We start from the raw sequence: 26,268 nt of genomic DNA, 5'->3' as shown, positions 1-26,268 counted from the left end.
GGCGCGATATTACGCCGCGATCCGCTCAAATGCAGCCCTGTCGAGCTCGCGCAGCTGGTCCAGGGTCAGCCACTGCCCGGTCGGGCTGTAGAAGTCGGGCAGCTTGAGCCCGCCCTCTCGGAGCAGCCTGGTGCGCTCTACGCCCAGCACTTGCTCCTGACGCTCGCGCGGCTGGCGCTGCAGCCAGTCCGCATAGTTCATGTCGGCCGGCACCTGGCCGTCCATGCTTGCCCGTTCGCCCGGGGTCATCTCGTCGACCGGGATGCCCAGCTCGCGCCAGGACTTGGTCACGATGGCGTCGGTCGAGCGGCAGTTGAAGTGCAGCCGGCCAGGGCCTTGCAGCCATGGCACCTTGTGGCCGATTGGCCTGTGCGTGCCGGCGGTATAGCGCAGATGGTCACGAATGCGACAGGGCGCCGATGTCTTGCTATCCAGGGTGCTGACCCAGCGGACGGCCTGCACCACGTCGTCGTTGGCTGCGGTGAACTGCTCGCGCGCCGTCGCTGCTGTGTGGCTGATCGCCGAGCGGATGATCGTCGCCAGCTCATGCCGCGGGCGCTCAAGGAACCCATCGGCGTACCCGTTCGCCCTGGTGCCGCGGATCTCGCTCACGATCTGCGAGACCGTCTTGCCCTCGATGTAGCCCTGGCGCACGGCGTTGCGCACCCTGGTCATGCGGTCGGCCTCTACCGTGCGCACCCAGTCGCGCAGCAGGCGCCCCTGGAACGGCCTCGACATCGCCGCGGCGTATGCCTGCTGGGCGCTGACCCTGGCGACCGGGAACCGCACTTTCACCGGCTCCGGCAACAGCCGCTCGAACAGGTCGAACTGCCATTGCGTCTCGTAGGCGGCCAGCTCCTGCAGGTCGCCGGCCAGCTCCTGCTCGACGCGCCGGTACGCCTCGGCGTTGACCTCGCGCACCGAGGTGAGCAGCGATTCCAGCCGCTCAACGGTGAACGACTCGGCCGGCATCATGTCCAGCGCCTGCATCAGCTGTGCCGCCAAGCTGGCGTCCGTGCGGTTCAGCAGCGCGATGATGCGCCGCACCACGCCCAAGCTGTACTGCTCGAGCGAGACCTTGTGCGCGACCGCCTCGTCCTGCAGTGTCTCGTTTACGGTTGGCATTTCGTCGCCGGCAGTTCGTGAAGCGCGTACCGCTGAAGGCTCTCGATGATCTTGCCGGCTTCGTCCCGGTCGATGGCGCGCACCACGGTGACCGTGGCCAAGTCATCCGGCTCCATGTTGATCGACACGGAGGTAACGCCCTCAGTCGGCACGCCGAGCGCTTCGAGAATCTGGATGCCTAGTTGGCGTCCTGTGCTCATTTGACATATAGCCATCACAGCGCTCCCAGTCGCGGGCCTTCGTCCGCGATCTTCTGTTGCTCCTCTTCCCACGTCAGGTCGCCATTCAGCACACCGCGTCGCTGAACCTCCTTGAACAGCGTTTCCTTGGACAGGTAGCTCGAGTCGGTCATGCCCTTCAACAGCGGCAGGGTCTGCTCGGGCGCGTAGTCGATGTCGAAGTTGCCGTTGACGCTGACGTGGCCGCCCTCCTTCTGGCGGCGCCACTCGGCGAAGTACTGCAGCACCTGGTCGAGGCAATCCTCGAACTGGCCGGCCATGGTCTGCAGCGGGCTCAGCTCCTGCGCGGCCTCTTCCTCGGCCTGGGCCGCAGTCTTGGTCGCCTGCTTCTCCTTCTGCAGCAGCTTGCCGCCGGCCATGCGCATCTGGTCTTCGAGATCGAGCAGCGACTCGCGCCCAGCTTTGATGGCCTGGCCGGTGTGCTCCACCCATTTCATGTCGCCGTCCTTGTCGAGGACGGTTGCCGAGGATGTGCCGATGGTGAGCTCGAAGGGCTTGGTCTTTCCGGTCTCGTCCACCATGTCGCCGGCGCCCATCACCGCCAGGATCGGCACCCGGGCGATGTGCAGGATGTTGTCCTGGTCGCTCTGGCTCTGCCAGTGCTTGACGTTCAGGTGCGCCAGTTCCAGCAGCGGCGGCTCGGCGGTCATGAACCCGGTGCGCTTGGTGTAGAACGTGGCCAGCGGGATATGGTCCAGGCTGGTGGCACCTTCCTCGAACAGGGTCCACACCTTGGCGCCATTATCTCCATCCACCTGGCGATAGGTCTGCCAGGTGCCCGGCGCCAGCACGCGGATCTGCTCGATTTTCTTCACCCCGAAACCGTTCTCCGGGTCGTCGACCTCTACGCTCTCCATATAGCGGAACTGGCTGAGCATCTGCTCGCCGTTCTGGCTGGTCGACTTCCAGCCCAGCACCTGGCCCGGCTGAATGATGATGGCGTAGGGGCGCACGCCTGCGTTGATCTCGTCGGCGCGGGTCTTCAGCCCGTCGGCCTTCGGGTAGTCCACCAGAACATGGCACAGGCCACGGGCCAGGCCGGACCGGAAGAACTCCTGCGCCCAGACCTGTAGGTTGTTTCCCTGCCGGTCGATGTTCTCGGCGTAGCCCTGGATCTCGTCCGGCACGTCCTCGCCGAACGAAATAGGTTCGGCGAAGACGCGGCCGGTCATGTTGCGCACGGTCTCGGCGAACGCTGGCAGCAGGGTGGATAGCCCGAGGCGCGCCTTGTAGGCCTTGGCGTCCTCCTTGGGCCACTTCGGCAGGAACGTCTCGCCCGCTTCGCGCATGGCCTTCGTGCCGCCCATCAGCGCGTCCACAATGGCCCAGTCCTCGCGCATGGCCTTCACAGCCGGGAGGACGATGCTCGGGTCGTTGGTCATGCGCTACATCCTGAGTGGGGCGGTCTGGGTGATCGGTCGGACAATCGGGTATTCGCGGTGGATGAAGTAGCCGCCGGCGTCGTTCGGGTGATCGATGTCGGTGGACTTGTCCGGCTCGCCGTTCGCCCCCCACACCTGCTGCTCCAGGCAGTCGGCATAGGTCGGGCATTTGTCGGCGTTCACCCGGTAGCGGCGCTCGCCCTTGGCGTTGCAAAACATGGCGTTCATGGCGTTGATGCGGTCCTTCACCGGCGGGTTCGCATCCGGCGCCTTGACCTGGAAGCCGGCCTGCTTCAGCAGTGCCAGGTCGGTGACGCTGGCGTTGACCGACTTGCGCGAATCACCGGAGGCATCCGGGTAGATCAGGATCTCGCACGTCTTGTGGTACGCATTCCCGTCGTAGCGCCAGTAGCGCTCCTTGATCTTCTGGACCATGTCAGGCGTGTCGTAGCCCTTCATGATCTCGTCGACGGCCCGTGGCAGGCCATCGCGCTTCACGTGCGTGACGGCCGACATCTTGCCGACGTTGAAGTCCATCCCGATGAACAGCGGCTCGCCGGCCTGAACCGTGTCCGTGCAGCCGTTCAGCTTCCGGTCGTAGGCGCAGTAGATCGTGCCGCTGACCAGGTTGACGAACTGGCCGCGCAGATACGCCTGGATCAGCTGCGGCGGGTACGACTCGATCAGCGACTCGATATAGTCGTCCGGCAGGTTCGCCTCGTTGTCGTAGGTCGACGCCTGGACCATGCCGTACATGGCCGCGAGGTGAGGCTTGTCCCGCAGCTGCTTGACGAACTGCTGGTGGACGAACTTGAACCCTTCCGGGGTCGTGGCCACGTCCACGCCGTTCTTCAGCCCATCCAGCTTGTAGCGCATGCGGGCGATGATCTTGCGCCAGGCGTGCTGCGCCTTGAGCATTGGCAGCACGTCGAGCTCGTCGACCAGGGCGTGGCCGATCTTGAAGCCGACGATGGTCTGTGGCTTCTCCATCGACCGGCAGATGGTCGTGCTGCGGTACCGGCAGCCGGAGTAGAACTCGACCTCCTTGTCGCCCTCCTTGGTCTTGACCTTCAACCCCCAGTCAAAGGCCACTTCCTCGATCGTCGGAAAGAAGATGTCGCGGATCTGCGGATAGGTCGGGGCGAAGTACCCGGAGTTCACCCCGGGCCATTCCCAGACGTGCTTGCAGATACCGGCGCCGCCGACCCAGGTCTTACCCGAGCCGAACCCGGCGACGAACGCCCGGAACTTGTGCGGCAGCAGCAGGAACTCGCCCTGCGGCACGTTAAGCGCCGGCATCGCGCTTCCTGGCGTCGATGATCTCGACCTCTACCCGCGCCGGGGCTACCTCGTCTGGATCGAACCCATGTTTCAGTCGATCAACTTCTGCACGGCGCTTCTCGATATCTAGCCGCTTCATCTCAAGGTCAAGCTCGGCATGACCCTTGGCGGTGAACATACCCAAGTGCCTGGCAATCTCGACCAGTGCGCCCTTCTTGTCGTGAAACTTGACCTTCAGGCCTTCTCTGCCCTGAGACACCTCGGCAATGGCAGCGGCGGTGTCGTCGTCCACCTCAGTGGAATCGATCAAGGCAAGACCGTGGTATGGCACCAGGTCTTCGCCTTCCTCCTCGGCGTCCACCACGCGAACCATCGTCTCGCCCCAGCGGACAACCTTGCGGATGTCGCTGAAGCCGATCTTGGCCAGCTCCCGTAGCACCATGTCCTGGGTAATCTCGGTCCGCTTCTCGCGATCTTTCATGCGCTTGGCGATTGCGCGTCGAACCTCAACATTTCTCAACAGCCTTTCGCCTTGAGAGGCTGCTGTCTTGGCACTGTACTTAGCCCGAATGGCGGCCTGCGTCGCGTTCAGGTCGATCAGGTATTCATCGACGAACCGTCGCTGCTTTGGTGTGAGCGCCATAGGTCATTGCCGTTACTCGGACGGCTCAGGCCTTCCGCCCCTCAATGTGGATTGTCGCCGCTTTCTTCAGCCAGTAGCCGACCTTCTCAGGATCAGGCTCCAGGCCTGTCAGCCAGGCCGTAGCCATCAGGCCGTAGCAGTACGGTTTCCACCACCATGCGTAGGTGATGCGAGCCGTGAGCGTGACCTTGGCCATCACTCCTCCTGCTCCGCCTGGCGGAAGTGCGCCTCGATGATGGCGGCCTTCATGAACTCCAGCTGACCCACAATCAGGCCAGCAGGCATGCCGGCATCGGCAGCCTTGTCGATGGACTCCCAGATCTCGCGGCGCATGGCGTCCAATGCGTTCACCAGGCCCGGGGTCAAGCCGTTTCCGGCGAGCTGGAACACCTTGGCGGTCATGCGATCCACCCATGCACCAGCTGCACGCCGGCGAAGATCAGCGCAAGGGAGAGCAGGAAGCAGGCGAGCAGGAACCGGCACCAGGCTGCCACGGCGTCATCGGTGTGAAACGACAGGCGCCAGAACACCACCGCAGCAACGAATAGGAGTGCAGGGATGAGCCAGGGCATGGTCAGATACCGTCGTATTCTTCGCGGGCAGATCGTCCCTTGATGCGATTTGCGTCATCCAGCATCCACTGTCTGAACTGCTCTCGGGTAAGGCCGCTAGGCATAACGCGATGAGGTCCGGCCACAGCTCGCTTCATGCGAGCTAGGTCGAAGTTCACTTCGCCGCTCACTTCCACACCGCCTGCTTGATCTCGCGGATCATGTCGGGAAGGGTCATCTCTTTGCGCAGCTCGGCATAGGCGAACCAGGCGCGGACCACGACCCAGGCGGGAAGGCCACAGACGAATATCACACCGGCCAGAGCCACCAGGCCTAGGTCGTCTTGCGCCCAGTGCAGCAGGTCGAACCAGCGGATGACGAACGCACCGCCGGCGAGGCTCGACACCACCGTCGAGATCATCGCCACCACGAATTCGCGCACCGTCTTCGGCAGGGTCATCGCCATAACGACGATGGTCACCAGCACAGCGGCGAGCGCGCCCAGGACGCCCAGCTTGTACAGGGCGAGCCCGCCAGCCGCTGTGGAAGCAGGCTCTGTCATGTCGCGAATCCTCATAGGCCTTTCCCGCCCATCGCCGGGCTGTACTTCGGTGTGTTTGGCTGGCACGGGAGGATTCGAACCTCCGACCAGGCGATTAACAGTCGCCGGCTCTACCAACTGAGCTACATGCCATTCAATGGTGCCGCCACCAGGCTTCGAACCCGGGACCTGCCGATTACAAGTCGGCTGCTCTACCGGCTGAGCTATAGCGGCTTGAATAAAAGGCCCACCGGAGCGGGCAAGGAGCGTCGAGGGAGTGACGCGCTAGGGTTCATTCGACCGGGAAGATATCAACGTAGTAGGCCTTGCCAACTTCCATCTTCTTCGCCACCTCAGTGACGATTCCGGCGCGGAAATCACCGTACGGCGTGTACTTGCCGTAGATGTAGTCCTCGGTTTCTTTTTCCGGCGAATAGACTGCGCCGAGTTGCACGGTGCAGAGCTCACCGTCGCTGTGTTCGTTGGGCGTAACTGCGTGGCAGATCATTTTGCAGCGGATGCGATGAGACATGACTCTTCCTCTCGGTAGTGCAGGATGGTCTATCTGTCTTTCGCCTGCCGAAACGAAAAAGCCCCGGCATTTCTGCCAGGGCTTCGAGTGTGCTATGGGGTACAACCCCAAGTTATGACGGATAGTGCACTTGTTCCGCGCGGTTTTCAAGCCGCCTCGCGCAAATTCTCCAGAGCCGCGTCAATCCACGCCACGCCCGCCCGGATTACCTCGCGCGCCTTCGCCTCTCCGACGCCGTATTCCCGGGCGATCCTGAGCGCAGGCCACTTGGCGCCGAAGTACAGCCAGATCAGGTCGCCCATCAGCGGGCCCTTCGTACGGCCGGCTTCCCGTGCGCAGAGCCTGGCAACACAGCTATCGACCGCCATCGCCAACTCGTCGGTGATGCTGAACGATGGCCCGCCGGCCTGCTGCACGTTGTCACGCATGATGGCGAACGACGGTGAGACGTACCGCGGAACCCCCATCCCGCTCATCCGCCACCAGCCCCATTGCTCGAGCATCCATTCGGTATCTGCCAGTGCTTTGATCATCGCGAATTTCCCCTCGGTAGTAGCCCTGCGTTCTCTAATATCCGGCGTTGCTAGGCCATCCAGGCCTGGAAGAGTGGATCGCTCAATCGCTACCCCCTCGCGACTTGCGGAAGGTGGCGAGGGCTGCATCAATGCGGCCGCGAACAACGCCAGATCGGCCACTGTCATGCTCAAGCGTGAAGGCGCGCGAATCCTCCAACGCCTCCACCAGCGCCGAAACGTCCGGGGCGGGTTGTGGGGTTGTGTAGAGCGGCTGTATGGCGTAACCCTCTCCTTCGCCTTCAGCCCATTTCGGATAGGCCTTTTCAAGCGTCGTTCGGCCATCCGGCAAGCGCAGACTCCACGCCACCGCCTCCTGCCGCCCTCCATGCTCGGCCTTAATCGTTCCGGGCAGGGAAGCCATCGGATTAACCGCTGTACTCCTTGCGCTGTTGCCGTAGCGGACATCGCAGTACTTGAGCAGCGACGGTTTCGCGAACTCCCGCACTTCCGGCGCCGGGGTGGCGGTAAGGAAGGCGCCGGCAGCGTCGTGCCAGTTTTTTGCAGTTGCATCAGTGCAATGGCACGCGAAAAGCACGACTGCGGATTCCAGCAATCCCCGCGCTGCCTCAAGCTCGGCGCGCAGTTCTTGGATGTATGCATGTGCTTCACGCAGCGCTGGCTCATGAATGTCACGGTGGCTGCGTTGCCACTTTTCATTCTCAGCCAGCAGCCCATCGACCTGCTGGTGCAGGGCGGCTACTGCCGCGTCGTGCTCGCTGGCCAATACAAAACTTACCGATGCCATCTTCCCGCTTGCAGGGTCGATGTGCATGCTGTCGTACCGCTTCACTTGCTCAGTCATCTCGCTCTCCTGCCGCACTCAATAAATGCAGTCGTATTCATCGAAACACGGTCCGCACAGCGGTCGCTTCTGGCGCTGAATAGATTCATGACTATCCTTCTTGACCCATCTCGACTTCTTAACGAACACGCCACAATCACGGCATCGCGTGTGATAGTCGGTAGCCTTTCTCGATGCAAATCTAGCCTCAAGGCGGGCTTCTTCATCGGCCCACTCTGCATGCCGCTGGGCGTCTGTCTTTCCGTCCGGTCCTATCTCTTCTGCCATCGCCTACCCCTCCTTCTGCTGGGCGGTGTTGGTCTTCACCTTGGCATCGCGGACTGTCTGTCTGGCGCGCGCTCCAGGGTCTTCGCCCCATGGCGCTGACTGGAGCGTTATGCGCCCACAGAAGCCAGCGAAGCACCACCAGAGAGTCGGGCGCCTCCACCCGCATCCGAAGCGCTTCCATTGTTTTCTATCGAGCCACACCCAGCCACCGTTATACGGCGAGTGCCATAGGCTGACGTTGATATGGCCGTTCTTCTCTCGGAATAAGCGCATCACTCACCACCCCGCTCGCTGCTGGAGAGGAGGGCGCGGAGTTCTGCTACAGCCTCGCTATGCGTGTGCCGATCAGAGCCACTAACTACCGGCCAGCAGACGCGACGCAGCAACTCCACCGGCACGCTCATCGCTCCAGCCTGCTGCAAGGAAAGGGCGGCCACGATGCGGTTGTGCTGGGCGACGGTCATAAGGGGCGTAAATAGGTGGATAAACTCAGGGCCCTTCGGTTTTCCTTGTTTCCAGGCTTTCTTGTCGTGGCAATAGGTGAAGTAACCCACCACCTCCACCTCTTCCACGCCAGCAACTGGCAGGGCGGTTGATGGCTCACCGTTGCGGACAGGGCAGTTTGGCGCGTGCGAAGCTGGGTCTGGCTTGCTGCCGCCTGGGCAGTTGCACTCCACCTGCTCAGCCTTGACGGTTGGGGCGGCAGGGGCGGCGGCGAACGCATCCGCTGCCCGCCCAAGCAATTCGCATGTGTATCCAGTCCGAGCCGCCGCGTGATTGCGCAGTTCGTCGATCAGGCCATCCGGCACACCCACTGGCAGGCTGGCGCGGGCGCGGGCTTTCAGCCACACATACTCACCCCACCCCATCGCGCACGATATACGGAGTTCGCGCTGCTCGTCGGCATACCACCAAAACTCAAACGCCGCCCGCTCCGCATCCATCTTCTGTTCGCTCATCTCTCTGCCCTCTGTAGTTCGCGCAGCTTCTGCCGGTATTCGGTCTTGATCTGCTGCAGGTCTTCGATGGTGTACTTCTTGGGTTCGTGGGGGCCTTCCAGCCATGCCACGGCGTCGGCGCCGATCTTCGCCACCAGGTTGATCCGGTAGTTCACGATGTCGCCGGACTTGTGCTGGTTGCAGGGCACGCACTGCTTGTGGCAATTCATGGGCTCGAAGCGCAGCGCCGGGTTGCTGCCGACGGTGCGGTAGTGGCCAGCGTCGTACTTGCCCTGGTGGTGACGGCCGCAGCTGATGCAGGGCAGCAGGCGATCGCGCTCGCGGATGTAGGCGTTGAATGCCTGTTGCGCTTCTTTCAGATACTCGCCGCGGCCTTTGATCTGCTGCTTGCGCACGCGGATCTCTCGACGCTCGACCTGAGCCAGGGCCTTGCGCTGCTTGTCCTGCTTGGCCCGGGCGATCACCACGGCGCAGTCAGGGCTGCACCAGGTCTGAAATGGCCGGCTCGGCACGAAGGGCGCGCGGCAGGTGCGCACGGCGCACTTCTTCGACTTCTCGCTGATGGCCTTGAGGGGCTTCCGGGTGGCGATCATGCAGAGCACCCCCAATCCAGCCTTGCAGGAATTGGCGTGGTGGCCTGCAGGGTGCACATATCCAGCAAAGTGAAATAGCCGCCCCGCCCTTCCGGCAGCCAGCCGCCGGTATCGATGTGGAAGACGTTGCCGAGCACTACCGGATGGCGAACAGGGGTATGCCCGACCACCAATGCGCGCAGTCCATCAACATGGTTATGCACGCCATTCTCAATGCGGCTGCGCGACCACATGATCGAGTTCTTGAGCAGCTTTAGGTGCCCTCTCGACTCGGGGCTGCCGAGCCCGTCGATGAGTTCGGCCCAAGATGCAAGCGGGCAGTCGGCGTGCACCAGGCCGACCAGGCCGCCCGGAGTCTCCACCTCGATGGCAATCGGCAGCTCGCGGAACTGGACAGCGAACTCGCGCTGCTCATCCCAGGCCAGACCAGCGAACCAGGCGCCGCCGTTGTACACCCAGTTGTCGATGTCGCAGGTGTCGAACCTGCAGACGTAGTCGTCGTGGTTGCCGCGCACCGGGTGGAACCAGGGCTTGGATAGCCAGTCGAGCGCCTGGCGGCACTCCGGCCCGCGGTCGACCAGATCACCCACCGAGAACAGGCGGTCGACGGCAGGGTCGAAGTTGACCGCGGCCAGGGCCTGCCCCAGGCGGGTGAAGTGGCCGTGAATGTCGCCGACAGCAAAGTCCCGGCCGGCGGTGTTCGCAGGGTAGCGATGCACAAGTGCGTGGATGGGCTCGATCATGCGAAGCTCCCCATCATGTCCGCAGCGGCCTGGGCATCAGCCTCGCTCTCGAAGTGTGCCGACAGCACCAGGCGCCAGCACGCCGCGAACACGTCGCGGTAGAGCTGGCCGAAAGCGTCCTCGTCCATGTTCGCCCAGGCGATGGACTTGGCTTCTTTGCGGATGCCGTCAGGGGTCTGCACCAGGTGGAAATGTCCGGCCTCGACGGTCACCCACTCGCGGAAGGCCTCGCGGCTCTTGTCGACGGCGGGGAATCGTTCGGCGCGCTCAGCCTCCAGCTTCTCGACGTAGGCTGCGACGGCGGCCTGCAGCTGGCCGGGGCGCCCGTTCAGATCCTCGAAGTACTTGGCCAGCCCGCGAATGCCGCGCATTTCCTGCCGCGGGATCAGCCCGCCCACCGGCTCCCAGTACTCATACGCCAGGTCCAGCATGGCGAAGAACTTGCCGTGGAAGCGCGCGTTGCGCATGCGGGCGAACTTGCCGTGGACGACCTGGCCGGCCTTCCACTTCTGCACCAGCTCGCGGTCGGCCTCGGTGGCCGGTACCAGTCCATGGGCGGTACGGATCAGGGCGAGATCAGCCATTGTCAATCTCCAGATCAGGGTCGAGGCACCCATCTACCCATACACCTTCACCAGCCCCCGCCGCGCCCCTCAACGACACACCGATGCCCGCGCTGCCCACGAGTGACTTGGCGCCAAGCGGGGCGCCGAGGAATGGTGTGTAGGTGCTCAGCGCCGGCTGGTCCCATCCATAGGCTCGGTTGAAGCACAGCGGATCCATGGGCAGGTACTCGGCGCCGACGGTGCTGATCGGCTCGACCTCGCCGCGGATGTCGTAGAAGCGGTCGCCGATCTTGGTGATGACGTGATCGCCGTCGTACCAGGCCTCGGCGGTCGGGAATCGCTGCTGCAGCAGCAGGAACACTCGGAAGCAGCCGCCATGCAGGCCCCAGCGGGCCATATCCGGGTGCACGTCGCGCAGGGCAGCGAGGAAGGCAAGCACTTCACACATTGCCAACCTCCTTCATCGCTTGCTTGCCAAGCGCTCGGATTGCCAGTCGCGCACGGCCAAGCTCTGCGCGTGCCAGCTTTCGCTGCTTGATCAGCATGTAGGCGCGGTAACAGTGACGGCAGCCGTCATTGCTTGGGCGCAGGTACTCCAGCATTCCGTCTTCGCACAGATGCACCTCTCCATACCCACAGCTTGATGGCTCCAAGACTTGGAAGGCCTGCCACAAATGCGTTTTGTGCTTCCCGGTCTTGTCGTCCCACAGCTCGGCACGTTCATTGTTAGGAAGCGAGTAATCCTCGGATTTCACGACCACCTGGCAGCGGCTGATTGCTAGTCCGATTCGTCGCGAAAGGCCGTCGACCTTCTGCTTTGCCTGCTCATGGCGGGCCAGTGCAAGCATGTACTTGTCAGCCACGGGCCACCTCCTGCTCCACCAGGTCGATGATCTCGGCCACGCCACACGCGAAGCTGACCGGCTTGCCGTGCATGCACTGGCGCAGGCGATCGAGGATCTGCCGCGGGCCGTCCTTCAGTTCGAGCAGCACCTTCGAGGCGCGCACGATATCGGCGGCGTGGCGCCGGCCTTCGAGGTAGGACAGGCGGTCGCTCTGGACGACTGGGTTAGAATTGGCCGCCGGCGAATCCGCGCGCACCGGCTCGGGTAACGGCGCCGCCGGCAGCACCTCGGCAGCCGGTACCGGCCTGGCGCCCCTGGCCATCGCCCGGGCCAGGGCTTGCTGGGCTATCAGGTTCATTGAGGGCCGCCCTCGACCAGAGAGGACGGAACACTGACGGACTCGCCAAGCTTTGCGGCCACGATGGCGCGGCAGGCTGCTATCAGGTAGGTATCTCCCAGAGCGACTTTGCCAATCATTTCTGCGCGAACCTGGCCGCGGCAGAAGGTGAACAGAGGCAGGTGCTGGTCGATTAGCCTGCCGCCCTGGTGCCACTCGGTTGATGGCGACCACCTCGTGCACGCGTATTCGTCTGGGAATATCCAGGCATCCCAAAACGGCGCATCGATGTTGTCCGCGAACTGAAGCGGCTTTTGCACTCCACCAACAGCAATGCCAACCGCCCAATCCAAGGCCGGCCCGGTCAGGTCTGCTGTCTTCACTTCGATCATTTCACTCGCAGAGTTCATGGGTTTCACCTCGCTGGGCGATGAGTTGTTCGACGGTGGAGAGCACCTCGGCGCGGCGCGCGGCCAGGTCGCGGCGAGTGCGTCGCGCGTCCCACCTGGCCTTCACGTCCTTCCGGTGCCGGCTCGCCTGGATGTCCGATTTCAGCTGCTGCCACCTGGCGCGCAGCTCTGGGGTTGGCATGGCGCCGCTACCGGTGATGAGGCCGGCGATGGCTTTCCCGTCTGCGCTCACTGGCTCGTCCCGAAGGTCTGCCAGCAGACGCTGCGCCTCTGGCGCCGGCAGGCGTCCCAGGCGCTGAGCCTCCTCCACCGCAGATACCCGGCGCTCAGGGTTGTGGCCGAGGGAGAGCCGCCAGGTCACCGGCTTGGCGTTCTGGCGGGCGGCGTCGACCAGCCGCTGGTAGGCCGAGAGGAACGCCATACGGGCGCCGATCTTGTCGCGCCCGGCCATGACAGGCTCGGCGGCGGCGGCGGCCTGCTGGATCTCGTCGGTGATCAGCACAGTCTCCGACTCGTCGAACGACTGCAGGGCGATTGCCCAGGCCTCGTTCGGCTCGGGATGGCCGTCGGCGGCGTGCAGGTGCTTCAGGATGGTGTCGACGCTCAGGCGCCCGCCATTGCGCCTGCAGGCCTTCAGCGCCTCAGCCACCGCCGGCTCGTCGTGATCCTTCAGGTCGTCGACCATCAGCAAAGCGGCGCCCTTGGTCAGCTGCAGGCCCATCGCCTCAGCTGTGGCGAACAGGGAAAGGAGCAGCTGGTCCTGCTGGTCTTCACTGAGCATTGGCTACCCTCCTCGCGCGCTGCTCGGCCAGGGCCTGCTCGGCGGCCGATAGGTTGGCTTGGGTGCTTTCCGCCTGGCGGGCGGTCACCGTGGTGATTTGCCGGTTCGTGGCCCACTGCGTCCGGTAGGCCTCGGCCTTGGCCAGCAGCAGCCCGAAATCGTGGCAACTGCGGATCAGGTACTGGTCGTTGATCGATACGAAGAACTCGGCCACCGCCGGCGCCTCGCCGCCCAGCCGTTTGCGCAGGTCGTCAACCTGGCGGTTCACCTTGGCGTTGCGGACAGGGGACGTTTCGTAGCGGTCGAGGTAGGCCGCCGAGTAGGCCGCCCAAATCGCCCGGCAGGCATCCTGGCGTTCCGACTCTGAATCGCCCTGCGGCTTCTCATGACGTTTCCGTTTCGGCGGGACCGCAGGTGCCGGCAAAAGGATTGGTGGTTCTCCTGACGTTTCAACTGATGGTTCTATTACGGTTCTGGGTGCGCCATTTGCGGGGGAGGGGTGCGCCATTTGCACCCCCTCCCCTGCGCCATTTGCACCCCCCTCATGCGCCGTTTGCTGGGGGTGCGCCATTTGCACCCCCGCGCCGTTTGCGGGGGGTGCGCCATTTGCGGGGGTTACCTTGGCCGATCTCTTGCGCGGAGCAGGCGCAAGATCAGCCGAATACGAATGCGGGGTGACCGTGTAGGAGGTGCTGCTGTTGAACCGGAAATCACGACGAAGCGCCCCGGCAGATTCCAGCCAGCCTATGGCGTCCTGAACGGCGCGAGGAGACAGGCAAGTGCGCTTGGCGATGCTACCGACGCTCGGCCAGCAGACACCCTCATCATTGGCCTGATCGGCAAGCGAGATCAGCACGATCTTCTGGGTCGCGCTCATCCCCTGAAGCTGCCAGCATGCCGAGGAGACCAGGGTGCTCATATGCTCAGGCGCCCTGTTTTTCCGAGACGCCCATGACCTTCTCGGCCGCGGCGGCCAGGGTCTCGGCCTTCGCCGACAGTGCGCGCAGGCCACTGACGAATCCCGGGAGGAACTCGGCGTCTTGCTCGTCGATCACCAGGTCGTCGAACACCTGGGCGCCGAGCCCGGCCACACCGCCCATGTGACCCATGAGGCCGGAGAAGGCCTTCATCGGCCCCATGCCTTCCACGCCTACCGGGCGCACCGCCAGCAGGCCGTAGCGGCCGGCCAACTCGATCAGGCAGCGTTCGCGCCACTCGGGCAGCATTGACTGAACCCAGGCTTCTTCGATCCACGCTGGGAACTCGACGGTATCGGCGGCAAGCCAGCGCTGGACGCGCTTGAGCCACGCACCGGCCGCGCGCGAGTAGCTCTGGTGATCGGCGGTGAGCGTCAAGGCCTCAAGGTCAGGAACCTCTTTCGCCCTCGCCTTCTCCGGCGCCAGCGAATAAAGCGCGCGGCTCAGGCTCTCGGCGAAATCTTCCTTGCTCATGCAGGTGCGGCTGAGCATGTCGGCCGCATGCGCTATCAGAACCATGTCGCGCGTGCTGCTGTGGGTCTGTTGCTGTCTGTAGATGGACATTTTCCGTTTGCCTCCAGGCCAATAACCTGCAATCACTGGATCAGCCGATAGGGGAACCCCCCATGCAACCGACCGTCGAAACTCTCCAGGGCGAACTGCTCGCCCTTCGTTGCCACATCGCCGCACTGATGGAGGTGCAGCCCCTGAGTTCTCAGTTGCGGTTCCGCGCGAAGCTGGAAACCGCCCTACTGCTGATCCGCCCCTGCCAATCTGGCGACCGGCAAGAAGGGTTTGATCGGGCTGTCGTTTCACTGATGGCTAAGCGGACGGTTGAGAGAACTTCAACGCATCGGCAGACGCGCGAAGCTGACCGCCAGTGATCGCCTGGATTTGCAACTGTCGGAGAACTGGCACTTCGTCCGGCCATTGCGATACGGCACCAGGACTGATGCCGAGAGCCGCAGCCACCTTGCTCACACCGTTGAAGTGCGCGAGAACGTCTGACTTTTTCATGGAGCACCTCTTTTGTCTTTCGGCGATTTAAGCATGCTTAATAAAGGCGCGCAAGGGAGGCCTGCATGCTTAAACGATGCGGATTTAAGCTCTCTTAAATTCTGCGGAGGCGTCGTGATGCTGTTTTTTGGCAGGGAGATACCTGAGCCCCAGGGCAGACACCAGCGCGTTGCGCTGGCCATCGAGCACAGCGGGAAGACCAAGAGCTACATCGCCACTCGATGTGGCGTATCAGCCTCTGCTGTGACTCAGTGGACATCAGGCGAGACTGCGGCCATACGGCCAGAGAACCTATTCGCCCTGGCGTCCGAGACTGGTGTCAGTGCGAAGTGGATTGCTACTGGCGAAGGGCCGCCAGAACCTTATACTCCAAAGGCAAATGTCTATGCATGGAAGGCACCAGACGACCTTCCTGACGACGAATTCATTATTGCCCCCAGGCTGTCGGTTAGGTTCGCGGCCGGGTCAGGAGAGATGGTGATAGAAGAAATTCACCAGGACCAAGGGAACGCCTACCGCATGGACTGGATCAGGCGCAGGCGCCTTAGCCCGAAGAACTTGGCCGACTTCATAGTGCGCGGCGACTCAATGTCACCAACGCTCCCGGATGCCTCAAAGGTCACTCTCGATCTTTCCAACACATCGATCACAGACGGGGCAGTCTATGGAATCAGGTATGGCGACGAGTTGCGCATCAAACGCCTGTTCAAGCGGTTTGACGGCGGCCTGATCATCCGATCAGACAACTCCTCCAAGTACCCAGAGGAATCGATCGACCCTGAGCAGCTAGAGCAGATAGCGGTTATAGGTAGATACGTTGCCCACAGCTTCGATGGCGACATTTAGGAGGCGTGATGGCTGTCGTCAAATGCTTGGAGTGCGGTGGCGGCGTGTCGACAGAGGCAAAGGCATGCCCGCATTGCGGAGCGTTGCAGGGACGCAGGGCTAGCTATCTCTGGCTGCTGCTTCTGCCGGTCGGAGCTGTCGTTGCGTTCCTGGCATATGGAGTCCTGATCTCTGATAGCGGGAAGAGCAGAGATCGAGCCGCTATTGAGCAATGCTGGAAACGCGCCAGAACGATCATAACTGGCAGCGGTGCCCGGGCGATCGCTGACCAAGCTTGCCGGCAGATGGTTCAAGACTTTGAGCGCAAGCACGGGCCATCGCCATCTCTGAAACGCCAGTAACAACCACAGACAAGGAGGTCGCCATGCGCGCCACCGCCATTGCAGCATCCCTTTCCGCTGTTGTACTGCTCTCGGGGTGCGCCAGCATCTTCAGTGAGCAGACCTACCCGGTCCAGATCACATCCGAGCCGCCCAGGGCCTCTATCGAGATCCGCGACGAGGATGGAAACGTGGTCTACAACGGCAGCACGCCGGCCACCGTCAAACTGGCATCCAGCGCCGGCTACTTCGACGGCGAGCGCTACACCGTGACGTTCCGCAAGCCTGGCTTCGACGACGAGCAATTCGTCATCGACTCGGGCGTTGACGGGTGGTACTGGGGAAATATTCTGCTCGGCGGCGTCCTGGGCATGCTGATCATCGACCCGGCCACCGGAGCCATGTTCAACCTCCCGAGAAAGGCCGCAGCCACCATGAAGCCGACCGTTGAGGCTGCTGCATCTGCCCTACCGGTTGGCGCAGTCCCATCCGCGATTAGCAAGGCGCAGTGGCAAGAGCAGCAGCTTCGCGCCTTGCAGGCCGAGAAAGGACTTAGCTACGAAGAGTACACCCGCCGTTATCGCGATATCATGGCGCAGTAGCCAAGCCTTAATCGCCCAATCAAAGCCCGCTTGTGCGGGCTTTTTTATGCCTGAAGATTCAGCATGCTAAATATTTATCTTCAGCATGCTTGACCTGGCATTTTAAGCTTGCTTAAATCATCCCCATGCCGAGCACAACACAGACGGAGGGGAACGAAGATGATGCTGCATCCCGACCTGATCAAAAGCGCCAAGCCGTTGCCGTATCCGGGCCTCCCGGAACGCGAGCAGGCGCGCAACCGTGCCATCGCTGCTCAGCAGCGCCTGGTGCTGAACGAACTGCAGCAGGGCGAGCCCGCAACCTGCAACGACTTCGCCCAGTTCTGCGCCGACCGCCTCGACCACGACACTCGCTTTGGCCTCTGCCTCTCCCGCATCACCGGTGACAAGGCCATGCAATCCCTGGCGGGCGCCTGGGTCGCCGATCACGTCTCGAAGTGCCGCCCGCTGTTCGTAGAGGCGGAAGTCGAGCGCCGCATCCTCGCCGCCAAGGTCGAGGCCCTGGAGCTGCCGCGATGAACAACCCCAACGCCTGGCGCTGGGCGCTTGACCCGCGCGATCCCAACTACCTCGACCCGCCCTCCGATGAAGAGCAGGCCGAGCAAGAGGACGACGAAGCCTGGCTGGCCGAGTGCCGCGCCCAGGATGCGGAGGTGGCCCATGTCTGACTGGAGCAAAGCCAAGGCTCGCCAGCTGATCGCCAACCAGATCGCCTTCGAGGGCGCAGCGCAATTCCCGTCCGCCCAGACCTGCGAAGGGATGATCGAAATGGCCTACGCGCTCGACCTGCTGAACGACAGCGAACTGAACGAGCTGAACGACCAGATCGCCAACGCCGTGGCGGCGCGCCGCAAGCAGCTGCGCGCCGACCGCAACGCAGCCCTTCTGGGCTTGGAGGTGTCCCGTGCTTAAGCAATTCACCGGCAACCGCTACGACGAGGCATTCCGCCGCGCCATCGCAGGCGGCCTCACCCATATCCACCAGATAAAGCGCGTCGTGCGCGACCACGGCATCTGGTTCATCACCTGCGAGGTTCCAGCATGAGCGCCCTGCCGAAAACCCACACCCAGAAGATGTTCATCGCCGCCCGCCGGTGCTTCCCGACCGATCCTTACGAAATCGCCCTCTATGGATTCGACCCATCAACCGGATCTAACGCACTCGGCTACATCGTTCTAGGCACCGCCGAGGTCACCGTCGACATCCCCGAGTGCAACCCGGTGCAGGCGGAAATCGCCGCTATCGAGAAGGCCCGCGACCAGATCCTGGCCGACGCCCAGTTGCAGGCCACCCAGCTCAACGAACGTATCCAGCGACTGCTGTGCATCGAGCATGAGGTGCCGGAATGAGCGAAGAGCGCAAGCCGCTGCCACGCACTGGCGATGACATGGACCTGCCAGCCGGAAAGACCTGCGCAGATTGCACGCATTGCCGCCGTTGCACGCTGATGTTCGGCCACATCCCGGCCGACGAATCGTGCGACTGGTCGCCGTCGCGCTTCACTCCGCGCAAACAGGAGCTGCCGGCATGAACCGCTTCACCAAAGACACCCTGCGCAGCGCCGCAGCCTGGCTCGCCATCTGGGGCGCAGCCATGGCCGCTGCGTTCATCCAGTACGGAGCACCAGCAGCATGAGCACAGCCATGGCAGCAGCCATCACCGAAGACCGTCTGATCCGACTGCCCGAAGTGATCCGGGCGACCGGCCTCTCGAAATCAACCATCCGGCGGCTGTGCCTGGCTGGCCAGTTCCCGGCGAAGCGGAAGCTGATGGGGGACGGCCCGAAAGCCCCGGTGGCCTGGTCGGCCAACGAGGTGCAGGCCTGGATCGACCAGCGCAAGAACCCCGCCAACGACGGCGAAGAACAGTAACGGAAACCAGCAGGGAATCATCATGAGCACCGAAACCCAGGTTATCGCCATCGAGGAAATCAGCGCTGACAAGGCGCCGTCGATCTATGGCCACAACAAGCTGAGCGCCTACGTCGAGGTCGCCCGAGCTGCATCGAACGAAGTCCCCGACCTCACTACCCGCAAGGGTCGCGAGCGGGTCGCCTCCCTGGCCGCCCAGGTCAGCCGCTCCAAGACTGCGGTCGAGAAGCCGGGCCGCGAGTACCTGAAACGCATCAAGGAACTGCCCAAGGCCATCGAGGCCGAGTTGCGCGATTTCGTGCAGCAGATGGACAGCCTGCGCGATGAGGTACGCAAGCCGCTGACCGAGTGGGAAGAGGCGGAAGAAGCACGCGTGAACAAGCATGAGGCCAACGTCGATGCGCTCAAGTCATGGGGGACCCCGTCCAGCCAGCTCTCCGCCGCCGAACTGCGTGACAGCATTGTTCGCCTCGAGCAGGTCGAGATCGGCGCCGAGTGGGAAGAGTTCGAAGCAGAGGCCCATCGGGTCAAGGCCGCCAGCCTCGCCACCCTGCGCGAAGCCCTGGCCAAGCGCGAGAAATACGAAGCCGAGCAAGCAGAACTGGAGCGCCTGCGCGCCGAGGCGGTCGCCCGCGCGCAGAAAGAACGCGAGGAGCGCATTGCCCGTGAGGCAGCAGAAGCCGAGCGCCTGGCGGCCGAACGCCGGGTCCAGGAGGAGCGCGACGCTGCCAACCGCCGTGAGGCCGAAGCCAAGGCTGCCGCCGAGCGCCGCGAACTGGAACTGAAGCTGGCCGCCGAGCAGGCAGAGCGCGAGAAGGTCGAGGCCCAGCGTCGCGCCGAGCAGGCAGAGCGGGATGCACAAGCACGCGCCGAACAAGCCGCCGCAGCCGAACGCCAGCGCCAGGCCGACGAACAGGCCCGCATCAAGGCCGAAGCCGAAGCCCGTGAGGCTGATCGCGCCCACAAAGGCGCCGTCCTGAAAGCCGCCAAGGAAGCCGTCATGACCTGCGGCATCACCGAAGACCAGGCCCGTGAGGTGATCAAGCTGATCGCCGCCGGCGGCGTCCCGCGCGTCTGCATTTCCTACTGAGGCCAGCCATGAAGAGTCAAGTAATCGAACGCCAGGACGCATCGCCCGTCGCAGTGGTCGACGAGCCGAAAACCATCCTGCAGGTGATCCAACGCGCCGCCGCCGATCCGCAATGCGACATCGAGAAGATGGAGCGCCTGATGGCCATGCATGAGCGCATGCAGGCCCGCGACGCAGAAACGAAGTTCAACCTGGCCATGTCGGCAGCGCAGTCGGAAATGCGCCCGGTTGGCGCCGATGCGGACAACAAGCAGACCCGCAGCAAGTACGCCACCTACGCGAAGCTGGATGGCGCCCTTCGCCCCATCTACACCCGCCACGGCTTCAGCCTGAGCTTCAACAGCGAGCCGGCCGAGGCGGACGTTATCCGGGTCATCTGCTACGTCTCGCACTCGGACGGCCACACCCGCAGCTACATGCTCGACATGCCGGCCGACGGCAAGGGTGCCAAGGGTGGCGACGTGATGACCAAGACCCACGCGGTCGGGTCTGGCGCCTCCTATGGCATGCGCTACCTGCTGAAGATGATCTTCAACGTGGCCGTTGGCGAGGATGACGACGACGGCAATTCGGCATCTGGCGCAGACCTGCGCGACGCGGCCATGAGCGATCTGCTGCGCCGAGTCGACGAGGCCGAAGACCAGGAAGAACTGACCAAGATCTGGAAGTCCGGCGTGACTGTGCTCCGGGCCGCGCGAGACGCGAAGGGTTACGAAGAACTGAAAGCGGCGGTGGCCGCCAAGGGCAATCAACTGGAGGCCGCCAATGCTGCTCATTGAATGCGAACAGGGCAGTCCTCAGTGGCACCAGGCGCGCGCCGGCGTGGTCACCGCAAGCATGTTCGAGGTGGCTCGCAGTCAGGTTGGCGGCTTGACCAGCCAGCAGAAGACCTACGTAGACGCCATTCTCGCTGGACACAGCGAGAAGAAGGCGATGGAGCTCGCCGGCTACAAAGCGGCGCCCAAGTCCGAAACCGTCGCGCGCGCCCTGGACGGCGAGAAGGTCGGCGAGCCTTCCGAGGCGGCCAAGAATTACGCCTTCAACCTGGCGGTGGAGCGAATCAGCGGCAAGCCTCTCGATGGCGGGTTTGAAACCTGGCAGATGAAGCGCGGGCATGAGTTGGAGCCCGAAGCGCGGATGGAGCACGAAATTCAGACCGGCCTGGTGGTCATGCGCGCCGGCTTCGTGACCACCGACGACGGCTGCTTTGGCGCCAGCGCGGACGGCCTGATCGGCGAGGACGGCGGCAGCGAATACAAGTGCTTCCTGGCCCCTGAAAAGCTCCGCGCTTTCCACATCGACAACGACGCCTCGGGGATCTTCGACCAGGTGCAGGGCTGCATGTGGATCACCGGGCGCAAGTTCTGGCACATCGGCCTGTACTGCCCTGCCCTTGAGCCAGTCGGCCGCCAGCTCTGGTGGAAAGAGTTCCAGCGCGACGACGACTACATCGAACAGCTCGAGGCCGACCTCTGGCAATTCAAGCTGCTGGTTGACCAGTACGAGGCCCGGCTGCGCGAGAAGGCCGCCTAACCACGATTCCCCGAACCGACACGGGGCGCCACCCGGCAACGCAAGAAGCCGCGCCGGGCAACGACAGGCTGGCCACCTGGGCATTCGGCCAAAGAGCACGGCGAGCGGCCGCCTATGACTGCCGCGCACAACCGAGGGCATTGCCATGTGACAGACCAGCCAGCGCCGGCGAGAACAAGGCGTATCGGGCGAGCAGATGGAGCCTGGAGGCTGCTCGCGACCATAACAGGCAGCGGCAAACCGGGGCGCCGATCTCACCGCGGATCAGCCAGCAAGAGCTGGCAGCCCCACCCAAGAGAGCAGTGACAGCCGGAAAGACGGCCCGACACACCCGAGAGGGTGCATCGGTGAGCGATCCCGACAGCAGATCGTTCAGCCAATGCGCCAACAGAGCAAGGGCAGTTCAGATGAAAAATTACGGTTATTGCGAAGGCGAAACGTGCGACCGCGATGGGTGCACTGGCGTGATCCAGATGCGCGGACCAGACAACTGCAGCTGCCACCTAAGCGCTCCGTGCGGGGCGTGCACTGCCCCGCGCTGTTATTGCGATACCTGCGAATGGGACGAGGCCGACGAGCCAGGCCCCGAAATTCCCAAGATTAGCGACGAGGAACGAGCCTTCTGGAAGGCGCAGCAAGAGGAATGGGAACGCCTCAGAAACGCGCCACTGGACAACACGAAGGTCAGCTGGCGCGACAAGTCGCACACGCACTTTTCAATGATCAAGGAAGGCGTTTATCCGCAGTCCGGTGACGATGCGGCAGACCGGGAGATGGTGCGGAAAGTCGTGGATGGGACCTTTGGTGGCCGCTTCGAGCAATTCGGTGGCGGCAAATTCAAGTTCATCGCTTACACCGATTGATGAGGGCTAAACCATGACCCCAACACCCCACTTCACCAGCCATGCAGAACAGGTCAAAGCCCTGGGCTGCGCGGCAAAGCTGGACCCGAAGAAGCACCCTCGCCGGGCAGCACAGCTCAAGGCCAGGGCGAAGTTCGAGAAGGCCCAGAAATCACCTATCAACGAGTCGAAGAAATCCATCCATAACGCAGCCAAAGAAGAACGCCGCGAACTGGCAGAGCAGGCGCGCGCCCTTTCGCACTTGACCATGAGCGAGGCTGCCCTAGGCCTGGATATCCCCTACTGGTGCCTGCAGAAACTCAAGTACGAATTCGGCCTGTCTTTCGCCGACAGCCTGCCGCAGAACCGCGAACAGGAAATCTGCGAGGCCGCGACCAAGTGCAGCAACTATCAGGAAGTCGCCGAGCTTACTGGCCTGACCTACGTCTACTGCATCCGCGTGCTGCACAAGAACGGCATCTACCTGCGAGCCGGCGAGGAAGAGCCTGAGGCATTGGTCGAGCGCGCACGGGCCATGGCCGGCATCGGGCTCTCCAAGCATGCCGCCGCGAAGAGCCTGGAGATCGGCACCGCACGCCTCGAACGCCTGGCCGCCAAGCACGGCATCCCCCAGTACACCAAATCCCCGAAAGTCGCCTGAGGACTCAGCCATGTGGTTCCGCAACCTGCTGATCTACCGCATCACCCAAGCCATCGACCTGGCCGCCGAAGCGCTGGAAGTCGCGCTGGCCAGCAAGCCCGCCCGCCCGTGCGAAAGCCAGGAGCTGACCACCTACGGCTTTGCCGCACCGCTCGGCAAGGGCGCCGACGCGCCCCTGGTGCACGCCGTCGAGGGCATGCTGCTGATCCGCGCACAGAAGGAGGAACGCATGCTGCCCGGGCATGTGGTCCGCGACGCCCTCAAGGAGAAGGTCGACGAGATCGAAGCCAGCCAGCTGCGCAAGGTCTACAAGAAGGAGCGCGACCAGCTCAAGGACGAGATCGTCCAGGCCTTCCTCCCGCGCGCCTTCACCCGCAAGGTCTCGACCTTCGCCGGCATCGACCCGGCCGCCGGCCTGATCTACGTCGACGCCAGCTCGCCGAAGCGCGCCGAGGATCTGCTTTCCACCCTGCGCGAATGCCTCGGCTCCCTACCGGTGCGCCCGGTGTGCGTGAAGATCGCGCCGACCGCCACCCTCACCGACTGGCTCAAGCAAGGCGCGGCCGAAGGCTTCTTCGTGCTCGACCAGACCCTGCTGCGCGACACCCACGCCGACGGCGGCAGCATCGCCGCCAAGCACCAGGACCTGACCAGCGAAGAAATCCAGCTGCACCTCTCCACCGGCAAGCAGGTCACCCAGCTGTCGCTGGCCTGGCAGAACAAGCTCTCCTTCGACCTCGACGACAAGCTGCAGATCAAGCGCCTGCGCTTCGAAGACCTGCTGACCGACCAGGCCACGCAGGACGGCGGCGATGATGCCCTCTCCCAGCAGTCCGCCAGCTTCTTCCTGATGATGAGCACCTTCCGCGAGTTCGTGCCGGAACTGCTCACCGTCCTGGGCGGCGAGGAGATCCCGCAGGGCCTCGGCGAAGAGCAAGGCCCCGGCTTCGAATCTCGCCTTGAGGCGCGCGCCACTTCGAACAATCTGGCGCGCCAGGTGGATATCGAAGAAGCGATCGCCCAGAGCCAGGCGAACGATCATATCGACGGCAGTGAAGACGATCCCCTGTACAGCGATGCAGTGGCATTCGTTCGCGAAAGCCAGCGCGCCAGTATTTCCGCTGTGCAGCGCAAGCTGAAGATCGGCTACAACCGCGCCGCCCGCCTGATCGAATCCATGGAAATGGCCGGCGTGGTCACCGCGATGAACAGCAACGGCTCGCGCGAGGTAATCCGCCATGGGTAACTCTCGCACCGCCGACAAGTTCGTGGTCCGCATGCCTGATGGCGTCCGCGCCCGCGTAGACGCTGCCGCACAGCTCGACCACACCAGCATGAACACCTTCGTGGTCCAGGCGATTGAGGAAAAGCTGGCTCGCGCCAAGCGCCAGGAACTGCTGCTGGACGCCCTGGAGCAGGCCGCCTCTGGCATTCACAGCGCCCGGGTGCAAGCGGCACCCCGGCTGATCGGCTGGCGTACCGCCGATTATCTGGAAGAGACGAACGACCATAAGGTCGCCAGCAACTGGGCGCCGAATGTCGCAGTCCTGCCGATCTTCGAAGGCGACACCATCACCAAGCTGCCGAATGTTCCGGTCGAGGTGTCGCCATGCTGACCAGCGAAGCCAAGACCTTCCACGTCTGCGTTGCCGTCAGCTACGTGATCGAGCGCGCACGTCGCCCGCGCGCCCTGGATGACCTGCTGTCAGAGCGCGGCACCGGCCGCCCTCTTCCTGGCGAAGAGGTGCTGACCGTCGCCCTGGCGTGCGCAGAGCGCGGATTCACCATGATCCCCAGCTGCGACCACCACGGCGATAAAGGCCAGTGTCTTGGCCATCCGGCGGAGGCCTCGGCATGACCCGCGAAGAAGCCTACGCCCACATTGCCAAGGTCGCTGCCGAGCACGCACTGATCGCGCAAGCCTTCGGCGGCGTGATCACCATCGTTCATCCAGACGCCCAGCGTTTGCACGGCATCGAGGCCAACTGTCTCTACATGGCAGGCCAGGGCCCCCACCCTGCTGGGGATCAAGCGCAAACAGCTGCCCGCAAGGAAGAACAGCCCGACCTCTTCGCCTTGCCCGATGCCGAGCAGCAGGAAGGTGCGGCATGAGTGGAATCCGCCAGGGCGATATCTTCGCCGCCGGCGCACAGCGCCTGCAGATGACGGAAAGCATCGAGTTGACGATCCAGTCCCTGCAGGCCTACGGCGCCGATCACGATCACTGGGGCATTGCCTGGTCGGGCGGCAAGGACAGCAGCGCCACGCTGACCTTGATCATCTGGCTGATCGACAGCGGGAAGATCAAGGCACCCAAGACGTTCACCGTGTTCTATGCCGACACCCGCCAGGAGCTTCCGCCCCTGGCGATCGCTGCCCAGCAGATCATGGACGAGCTCGAAGAGCGCGGCATCCGTGTCGATGTGGTGTGCGCGCCGCTCGACAAACGATTCATGGTCTACATCCTCGGCCGCGGCGTTCCCCCGCCGAACAACAATACGCTCCGCTGGTGCACTCGCCAGATCAAGATCGACCCGATGCAGGCTGCACTGGAACAACGCCTGGCTGAGCTCGACGGCAATGTGCTGATGATCACCGGCGTGCGCCAGGGCGAAAGCGCGATCCGCGACAAGCGCATCGAGATGAGCTGCGGCAAGGACGGCGCCGAATGTGGCCAGGGCTGGTACCAGAAGGTGCTGCCAGAGGCCAAGGGATTGAAAGGCCGGCTCGCCACTCTGGCGCCGCTGCTGCACTGGCGCGTGTGTCACGTCTGGGAGTGGCTCAAGCACTGGGCACCACAGGCTGAGTTCGGAGACTGGTCGACCGCTACCGTCGCCGACGCCTACGGCGGCGACGAGGCCGAGGAAATCAACGCGCGAACCGGCTGCACCGGCTGCCCGCTGGCCAGCGAAGACAAGGCCCTGGATACCATCCTGCTCAGCCCGCAATGGGCCTACCTGGCACCGCTCAAGGGCATCAAGGCGCTTTGGCGAGAACTGCGCGAGCCCCAGCACCGCCTGCGTAAGGCTGGTTTCGAGTACCTGAAGGACGGTAGTGCCGCAGCGAATCCCCAGCGCATGGGGCCGCTGACGTTCGAAGCCCGCCTGATGGGGCTTGATCGCATTCTGGCCATTCAGGCCGAGATCAACGAGGCGGCCGATCGGCTCGGCCGTCCGCGTGTTGACCTGATCAACGCCGAAGAACAAGCGCGCATCCGCGAGCTGATAGCCGCCGGCACCTGGCCACAGGGCTGGGATGGCGACGAACCCACCGCAGATACCCCGATGGATCAAATCAACGCAGACGGCTCTGTGCAGCCGCTGCTGTTCGTATAGG

43 protein-coding genes, 2 tRNA genes and 2 pseudogenes are annotated in these 26,268 nt (G+C 63.5%); 21 read left to right on the top strand and 26 right to left on the bottom strand.

What is annotated here, in order from left to right; genetic code table 11:
* Positions 1-9: 9 nt before the first annotated feature.
* The 25 genes from ACUTAF_RS02085 to ACUTAF_RS01965 all read right to left on the bottom strand — a co-directional run bounded on the left by ACUTAF_RS02085 (position 10) and on the right by ACUTAF_RS01965 (position 14,713).
* Positions 10-1,125: a structural protein gene (locus ACUTAF_RS02085; protein ID WP_445578413.1), complete on the bottom strand. Its 1,116-nt coding sequence runs from the start codon at positions 1,123-1,125 to the stop codon at positions 10-12.
* Positions 1,113-1,325 carry a hypothetical protein gene (locus ACUTAF_RS02080; protein WP_445578412.1) on the bottom strand — a complete coding sequence of 71 codons (213 nt, stop codon included), beginning with the start codon at positions 1,323-1,325 and terminating at the stop codon, positions 1,113-1,115. Before ACUTAF_RS02080 ends, ACUTAF_RS02085 begins: the two co-directional genes overlap by 13 nt.
* Before the next feature lie 14 nt (positions 1,326-1,339).
* Positions 1,340-2,746 carry a DUF4055 domain-containing protein gene (locus tag ACUTAF_RS02075; protein ID WP_445578411.1) on the bottom strand — a complete coding sequence of 469 codons (1,407 nt, stop codon included), beginning with the start codon at positions 2,744-2,746 and terminating at the stop codon, positions 1,340-1,342.
* 3 nt (positions 2,747-2,749) lie between these two features.
* On the bottom strand, positions 2,750-4,045 hold the full coding sequence (locus tag ACUTAF_RS02070) for a terminase large subunit domain-containing protein (RefSeq protein ID WP_445578410.1): 1,296 nt from the start codon (positions 4,043-4,045) through the stop codon (positions 2,750-2,752).
* The gene (locus tag ACUTAF_RS02065) at positions 4,032-4,670 is read right to left on the bottom strand and encodes a terminase small subunit (RefSeq protein WP_445578409.1); all 639 of its coding nucleotides are present in this window, start codon (positions 4,668-4,670) and stop codon (positions 4,032-4,034) included. Before ACUTAF_RS02065 ends, ACUTAF_RS02070 begins: the two co-directional genes overlap by 14 nt.
* Positions 4,671-4,695: 25 nt before the next feature.
* Positions 4,696-4,866 carry a hypothetical protein gene (locus ACUTAF_RS02060; protein ID WP_445578408.1) on the bottom strand — a complete coding sequence of 57 codons (171 nt, stop codon included), beginning with the start codon at positions 4,864-4,866 and terminating at the stop codon, positions 4,696-4,698.
* Positions 4,866-5,072 carry a hypothetical protein gene (locus ACUTAF_RS02055; RefSeq protein ID WP_445578407.1) on the bottom strand — a complete coding sequence of 69 codons (207 nt, stop codon included), beginning with the start codon at positions 5,070-5,072 and terminating at the stop codon, positions 4,866-4,868. The genes ACUTAF_RS02060 and ACUTAF_RS02055 overlap by 1 nt, the downstream gene beginning before the upstream one ends.
* The gene (locus ACUTAF_RS02050; protein WP_445578406.1) at positions 5,069-5,242 is read right to left on the bottom strand and encodes a hypothetical protein; all 174 of its coding nucleotides are present in this window, start codon (positions 5,240-5,242) and stop codon (positions 5,069-5,071) included. The genes ACUTAF_RS02055 and ACUTAF_RS02050 overlap by 4 nt, the downstream gene beginning before the upstream one ends.
* A gap of 166 nt (positions 5,243-5,408) precedes the next feature.
* Positions 5,409-5,798 (bottom strand): hypothetical protein, encoded by a 390-nt coding sequence (locus ACUTAF_RS02045; protein WP_445578405.1) that lies wholly within the window; start codon positions 5,796-5,798, stop codon positions 5,409-5,411.
* 41 nt (positions 5,799-5,839) lie between these two features.
* A tRNA-Asn gene (locus tag ACUTAF_RS02040) sits at positions 5,840-5,915 on the bottom strand.
* Positions 5,916-5,920: 5 nt separating this feature from the next.
* Positions 5,921-5,996 (bottom strand) — tRNA-Thr (locus ACUTAF_RS02035).
* A gap of 58 nt (positions 5,997-6,054) precedes the next feature.
* Positions 6,055-6,294 (bottom strand): hypothetical protein, encoded by a 240-nt coding sequence (locus ACUTAF_RS02030; protein ID WP_445578404.1) that lies wholly within the window; start codon positions 6,292-6,294, stop codon positions 6,055-6,057.
* A gap of 146 nt (positions 6,295-6,440) precedes the next feature.
* Positions 6,441-6,827 carry an antiterminator Q family protein gene (locus tag ACUTAF_RS02025; RefSeq protein WP_445578403.1) on the bottom strand — a complete coding sequence of 129 codons (387 nt, stop codon included), beginning with the start codon at positions 6,825-6,827 and terminating at the stop codon, positions 6,441-6,443.
* A gap of 82 nt (positions 6,828-6,909) precedes the next feature.
* The gene (locus tag ACUTAF_RS02020) at positions 6,910-7,671 is read right to left on the bottom strand and encodes a hypothetical protein (RefSeq protein WP_445578402.1); all 762 of its coding nucleotides are present in this window, start codon (positions 7,669-7,671) and stop codon (positions 6,910-6,912) included.
* A 539-nt stretch (positions 7,672-8,210) separates the two neighbouring features.
* Positions 8,211-8,897: a hypothetical protein gene (locus ACUTAF_RS02015; RefSeq protein ID WP_445578401.1), complete on the bottom strand. Its 687-nt coding sequence runs from the start codon at positions 8,895-8,897 to the stop codon at positions 8,211-8,213.
* Entirely contained in the window at positions 8,894-9,490 is a 597-nt protein-coding gene (locus ACUTAF_RS02010; RefSeq protein WP_445578400.1) for a recombination protein NinG, read from the bottom strand. The genes ACUTAF_RS02015 and ACUTAF_RS02010 overlap by 4 nt, the downstream gene beginning before the upstream one ends.
* A complete protein-coding gene (locus tag ACUTAF_RS02005) occupies positions 9,487-10,233 on the bottom strand; it encodes a metallophosphoesterase (protein ID WP_445578399.1) in 747 nt (248 codons plus the stop codon). Before ACUTAF_RS02005 ends, ACUTAF_RS02010 begins: the two co-directional genes overlap by 4 nt.
* Entirely contained in the window at positions 10,230-10,817 is a 588-nt protein-coding gene (locus ACUTAF_RS02000) for a DUF1367 family protein (protein WP_445578398.1), read from the bottom strand. The genes ACUTAF_RS02005 and ACUTAF_RS02000 overlap by 4 nt, the downstream gene beginning before the upstream one ends.
* Complete coding sequence (locus ACUTAF_RS01995) at positions 10,810-11,247, bottom strand: hypothetical protein (RefSeq protein ID WP_445578397.1); 438 nt, start codon at positions 11,245-11,247, stop codon at positions 10,810-10,812. The genes ACUTAF_RS02000 and ACUTAF_RS01995 overlap by 8 nt, the downstream gene beginning before the upstream one ends.
* Entirely contained in the window at positions 11,240-11,662 is a 423-nt protein-coding gene (locus ACUTAF_RS01990) for a hypothetical protein (RefSeq protein WP_445578396.1), read from the bottom strand. The genes ACUTAF_RS01995 and ACUTAF_RS01990 overlap by 8 nt, the downstream gene beginning before the upstream one ends.
* Entirely contained in the window at positions 11,655-12,002 is a 348-nt protein-coding gene (locus tag ACUTAF_RS01985) for a hypothetical protein (RefSeq protein ID WP_445578395.1), read from the bottom strand. The genes ACUTAF_RS01990 and ACUTAF_RS01985 overlap by 8 nt, the downstream gene beginning before the upstream one ends.
* A complete protein-coding gene (locus tag ACUTAF_RS01980) occupies positions 11,999-12,391 on the bottom strand; it encodes a phage protein NinX family protein (protein WP_445578394.1) in 393 nt (130 codons plus the stop codon). Before ACUTAF_RS01980 ends, ACUTAF_RS01985 begins: the two co-directional genes overlap by 4 nt.
* The gene (locus ACUTAF_RS01975) at positions 12,375-13,172 is read right to left on the bottom strand and encodes a hypothetical protein (protein WP_445578393.1); all 798 of its coding nucleotides are present in this window, start codon (positions 13,170-13,172) and stop codon (positions 12,375-12,377) included. The genes ACUTAF_RS01980 and ACUTAF_RS01975 overlap by 17 nt, the downstream gene beginning before the upstream one ends.
* Positions 13,162-14,091 carry a helix-turn-helix domain-containing protein gene (locus ACUTAF_RS01970; protein ID WP_445578392.1) on the bottom strand — a complete coding sequence of 310 codons (930 nt, stop codon included), beginning with the start codon at positions 14,089-14,091 and terminating at the stop codon, positions 13,162-13,164. Before ACUTAF_RS01970 ends, ACUTAF_RS01975 begins: the two co-directional genes overlap by 11 nt.
* Before the next feature lie 4 nt (positions 14,092-14,095).
* Complete coding sequence (locus ACUTAF_RS01965; protein WP_445578391.1) at positions 14,096-14,713, bottom strand: hypothetical protein; 618 nt, start codon at positions 14,711-14,713, stop codon at positions 14,096-14,098.
* A gap of 62 nt (positions 14,714-14,775) precedes the next feature.
* Here ACUTAF_RS01965 and ACUTAF_RS01960 point away from each other — a divergent pair, with 62 nt between their 5' ends.
* Positions 14,776-15,033: a hypothetical protein gene (locus tag ACUTAF_RS01960; RefSeq protein ID WP_445582504.1), complete on the top strand. Its 258-nt coding sequence runs from the start codon at positions 14,776-14,778 to the stop codon at positions 15,031-15,033.
* Here the strand turns inward: ACUTAF_RS01960 and ACUTAF_RS01955 are convergent.
* Positions 14,972-15,166, bottom strand: coding sequence for a Cro/CI family transcriptional regulator (locus ACUTAF_RS01955; protein ID WP_445578390.1), 195 nt, complete (start codon positions 15,164-15,166; stop codon positions 14,972-14,974). The genes ACUTAF_RS01960 and ACUTAF_RS01955 overlap by 62 nt on opposite strands.
* 117 nt (positions 15,167-15,283) lie before the next feature.
* Between ACUTAF_RS01955 and ACUTAF_RS01950 the strand changes: the two genes are divergently transcribed.
* From ACUTAF_RS01950 to ACUTAF_RS01855, 20 genes and pseudogenes are all read left to right on the top strand, one after another.
* Entirely contained in the window at positions 15,284-16,012 is a 729-nt protein-coding gene (locus tag ACUTAF_RS01950; protein WP_445582384.1) for a S24 family peptidase, read from the top strand.
* A gap of 364 nt (positions 16,013-16,376) precedes the next feature.
* The gene (locus tag ACUTAF_RS01945) at positions 16,377-16,934 is read left to right on the top strand and encodes a hypothetical protein (protein WP_445578389.1); all 558 of its coding nucleotides are present in this window, start codon (positions 16,377-16,379) and stop codon (positions 16,932-16,934) included.
* 159 nt (positions 16,935-17,093) lie between these two features.
* Positions 17,094-17,453: a hypothetical protein gene (locus ACUTAF_RS01940; protein ID WP_445578388.1), complete on the top strand. Its 360-nt coding sequence runs from the start codon at positions 17,094-17,096 to the stop codon at positions 17,451-17,453.
* A complete protein-coding gene (locus ACUTAF_RS01935; RefSeq protein ID WP_445578387.1) occupies positions 17,450-17,602 on the top strand; it encodes a hypothetical protein in 153 nt (50 codons plus the stop codon). The genes ACUTAF_RS01940 and ACUTAF_RS01935 overlap by 4 nt, the downstream gene beginning before the upstream one ends.
* Positions 17,595-17,846, top strand: a complete 252-nt coding sequence (locus ACUTAF_RS01930; RefSeq protein WP_445578386.1) for a hypothetical protein — start codon at positions 17,595-17,597, stop codon at positions 17,844-17,846. Before ACUTAF_RS01935 ends, ACUTAF_RS01930 begins: the two co-directional genes overlap by 8 nt.
* Positions 17,839-17,979 carry a hypothetical protein gene (locus ACUTAF_RS01925; RefSeq protein ID WP_445578385.1) on the top strand — a complete coding sequence of 47 codons (141 nt, stop codon included), beginning with the start codon at positions 17,839-17,841 and terminating at the stop codon, positions 17,977-17,979. Before ACUTAF_RS01930 ends, ACUTAF_RS01925 begins: the two co-directional genes overlap by 8 nt.
* The gene (locus ACUTAF_RS01920; protein ID WP_445578384.1) at positions 17,976-18,284 is read left to right on the top strand and encodes a hypothetical protein; all 309 of its coding nucleotides are present in this window, start codon (positions 17,976-17,978) and stop codon (positions 18,282-18,284) included. Before ACUTAF_RS01925 ends, ACUTAF_RS01920 begins: the two co-directional genes overlap by 4 nt.
* On the top strand, positions 18,281-18,466 hold the full coding sequence (locus ACUTAF_RS01915) for a hypothetical protein (protein ID WP_445578383.1): 186 nt from the start codon (positions 18,281-18,283) through the stop codon (positions 18,464-18,466). Before ACUTAF_RS01920 ends, ACUTAF_RS01915 begins: the two co-directional genes overlap by 4 nt.
* A 112-nt stretch (positions 18,467-18,578) precedes the next feature.
* Positions 18,579-18,806 carry a helix-turn-helix transcriptional regulator gene (locus ACUTAF_RS01910; protein WP_445578382.1) on the top strand — a complete coding sequence of 76 codons (228 nt, stop codon included), beginning with the start codon at positions 18,579-18,581 and terminating at the stop codon, positions 18,804-18,806.
* Positions 18,807-18,828: 22 nt separating this feature from the next.
* Positions 18,829-19,896: a coiled-coil domain-containing protein gene (locus ACUTAF_RS01905; protein WP_445578381.1), complete on the top strand. Its 1,068-nt coding sequence runs from the start codon at positions 18,829-18,831 to the stop codon at positions 19,894-19,896.
* Between the two features lie 8 nt (positions 19,897-19,904).
* Positions 19,905-20,675 carry an ERF family protein gene (locus ACUTAF_RS01900; protein ID WP_445578380.1) on the top strand — a complete coding sequence of 257 codons (771 nt, stop codon included), beginning with the start codon at positions 19,905-19,907 and terminating at the stop codon, positions 20,673-20,675.
* Positions 20,662-21,429 carry a lambda exonuclease family protein gene (locus tag ACUTAF_RS01895; protein ID WP_445578379.1) on the top strand — a complete coding sequence of 256 codons (768 nt, stop codon included), beginning with the start codon at positions 20,662-20,664 and terminating at the stop codon, positions 21,427-21,429. Before ACUTAF_RS01900 ends, ACUTAF_RS01895 begins: the two co-directional genes overlap by 14 nt.
* Positions 21,430-21,776: 347 nt before the next feature.
* Entirely contained in the window at positions 21,777-22,292 is a 516-nt protein-coding gene (locus ACUTAF_RS01890) for a hypothetical protein (RefSeq protein ID WP_445578378.1), read from the top strand.
* 13 nt (positions 22,293-22,305) lie between these two features.
* Positions 22,306-22,932: a hypothetical protein gene (locus ACUTAF_RS01885; protein ID WP_445578377.1), complete on the top strand. Its 627-nt coding sequence runs from the start codon at positions 22,306-22,308 to the stop codon at positions 22,930-22,932.
* Positions 22,933-22,942: 10 nt separating this feature from the next.
* Positions 22,943-23,857 (top strand): annotated as a pseudogene (gene rdgC / locus ACUTAF_RS01880) (recombination-associated protein RdgC); the annotation flags it as partial.
* 120 nt (positions 23,858-23,977) lie between these two features.
* A pseudogene (locus ACUTAF_RS01875) lies at positions 23,978-24,178 on the top strand (DNA translocase FtsK); the annotation flags it as partial.
* On the top strand, positions 24,171-24,548 hold the full coding sequence (locus ACUTAF_RS01870) for an Arc family DNA-binding protein (RefSeq protein WP_445578376.1): 378 nt from the start codon (positions 24,171-24,173) through the stop codon (positions 24,546-24,548). The pseudogene ACUTAF_RS01875 and the gene ACUTAF_RS01870, both read left to right, overlap by 8 nt.
* On the top strand, positions 24,542-24,790 hold the full coding sequence (locus tag ACUTAF_RS01865) for a hypothetical protein (protein ID WP_445578375.1): 249 nt from the start codon (positions 24,542-24,544) through the stop codon (positions 24,788-24,790). The genes ACUTAF_RS01870 and ACUTAF_RS01865 overlap by 7 nt, the downstream gene beginning before the upstream one ends.
* On the top strand, positions 24,787-25,044 hold the full coding sequence (locus ACUTAF_RS01860) for a hypothetical protein (protein ID WP_445578374.1): 258 nt from the start codon (positions 24,787-24,789) through the stop codon (positions 25,042-25,044). Before ACUTAF_RS01865 ends, ACUTAF_RS01860 begins: the two co-directional genes overlap by 4 nt.
* Positions 25,041-26,267, top strand: a complete 1,227-nt coding sequence (locus ACUTAF_RS01855) for a phosphoadenosine phosphosulfate reductase domain-containing protein (protein WP_445578373.1) — start codon at positions 25,041-25,043, stop codon at positions 26,265-26,267. Before ACUTAF_RS01860 ends, ACUTAF_RS01855 begins: the two co-directional genes overlap by 4 nt.
* Position 26,268 lies beyond the last annotated feature (1 nt).

Source organism: Pseudomonas sp. SP16.1, assembly GCF_052682975.1.
This window is presented reverse-complemented; position numbering and strand designations above follow the sequence as displayed.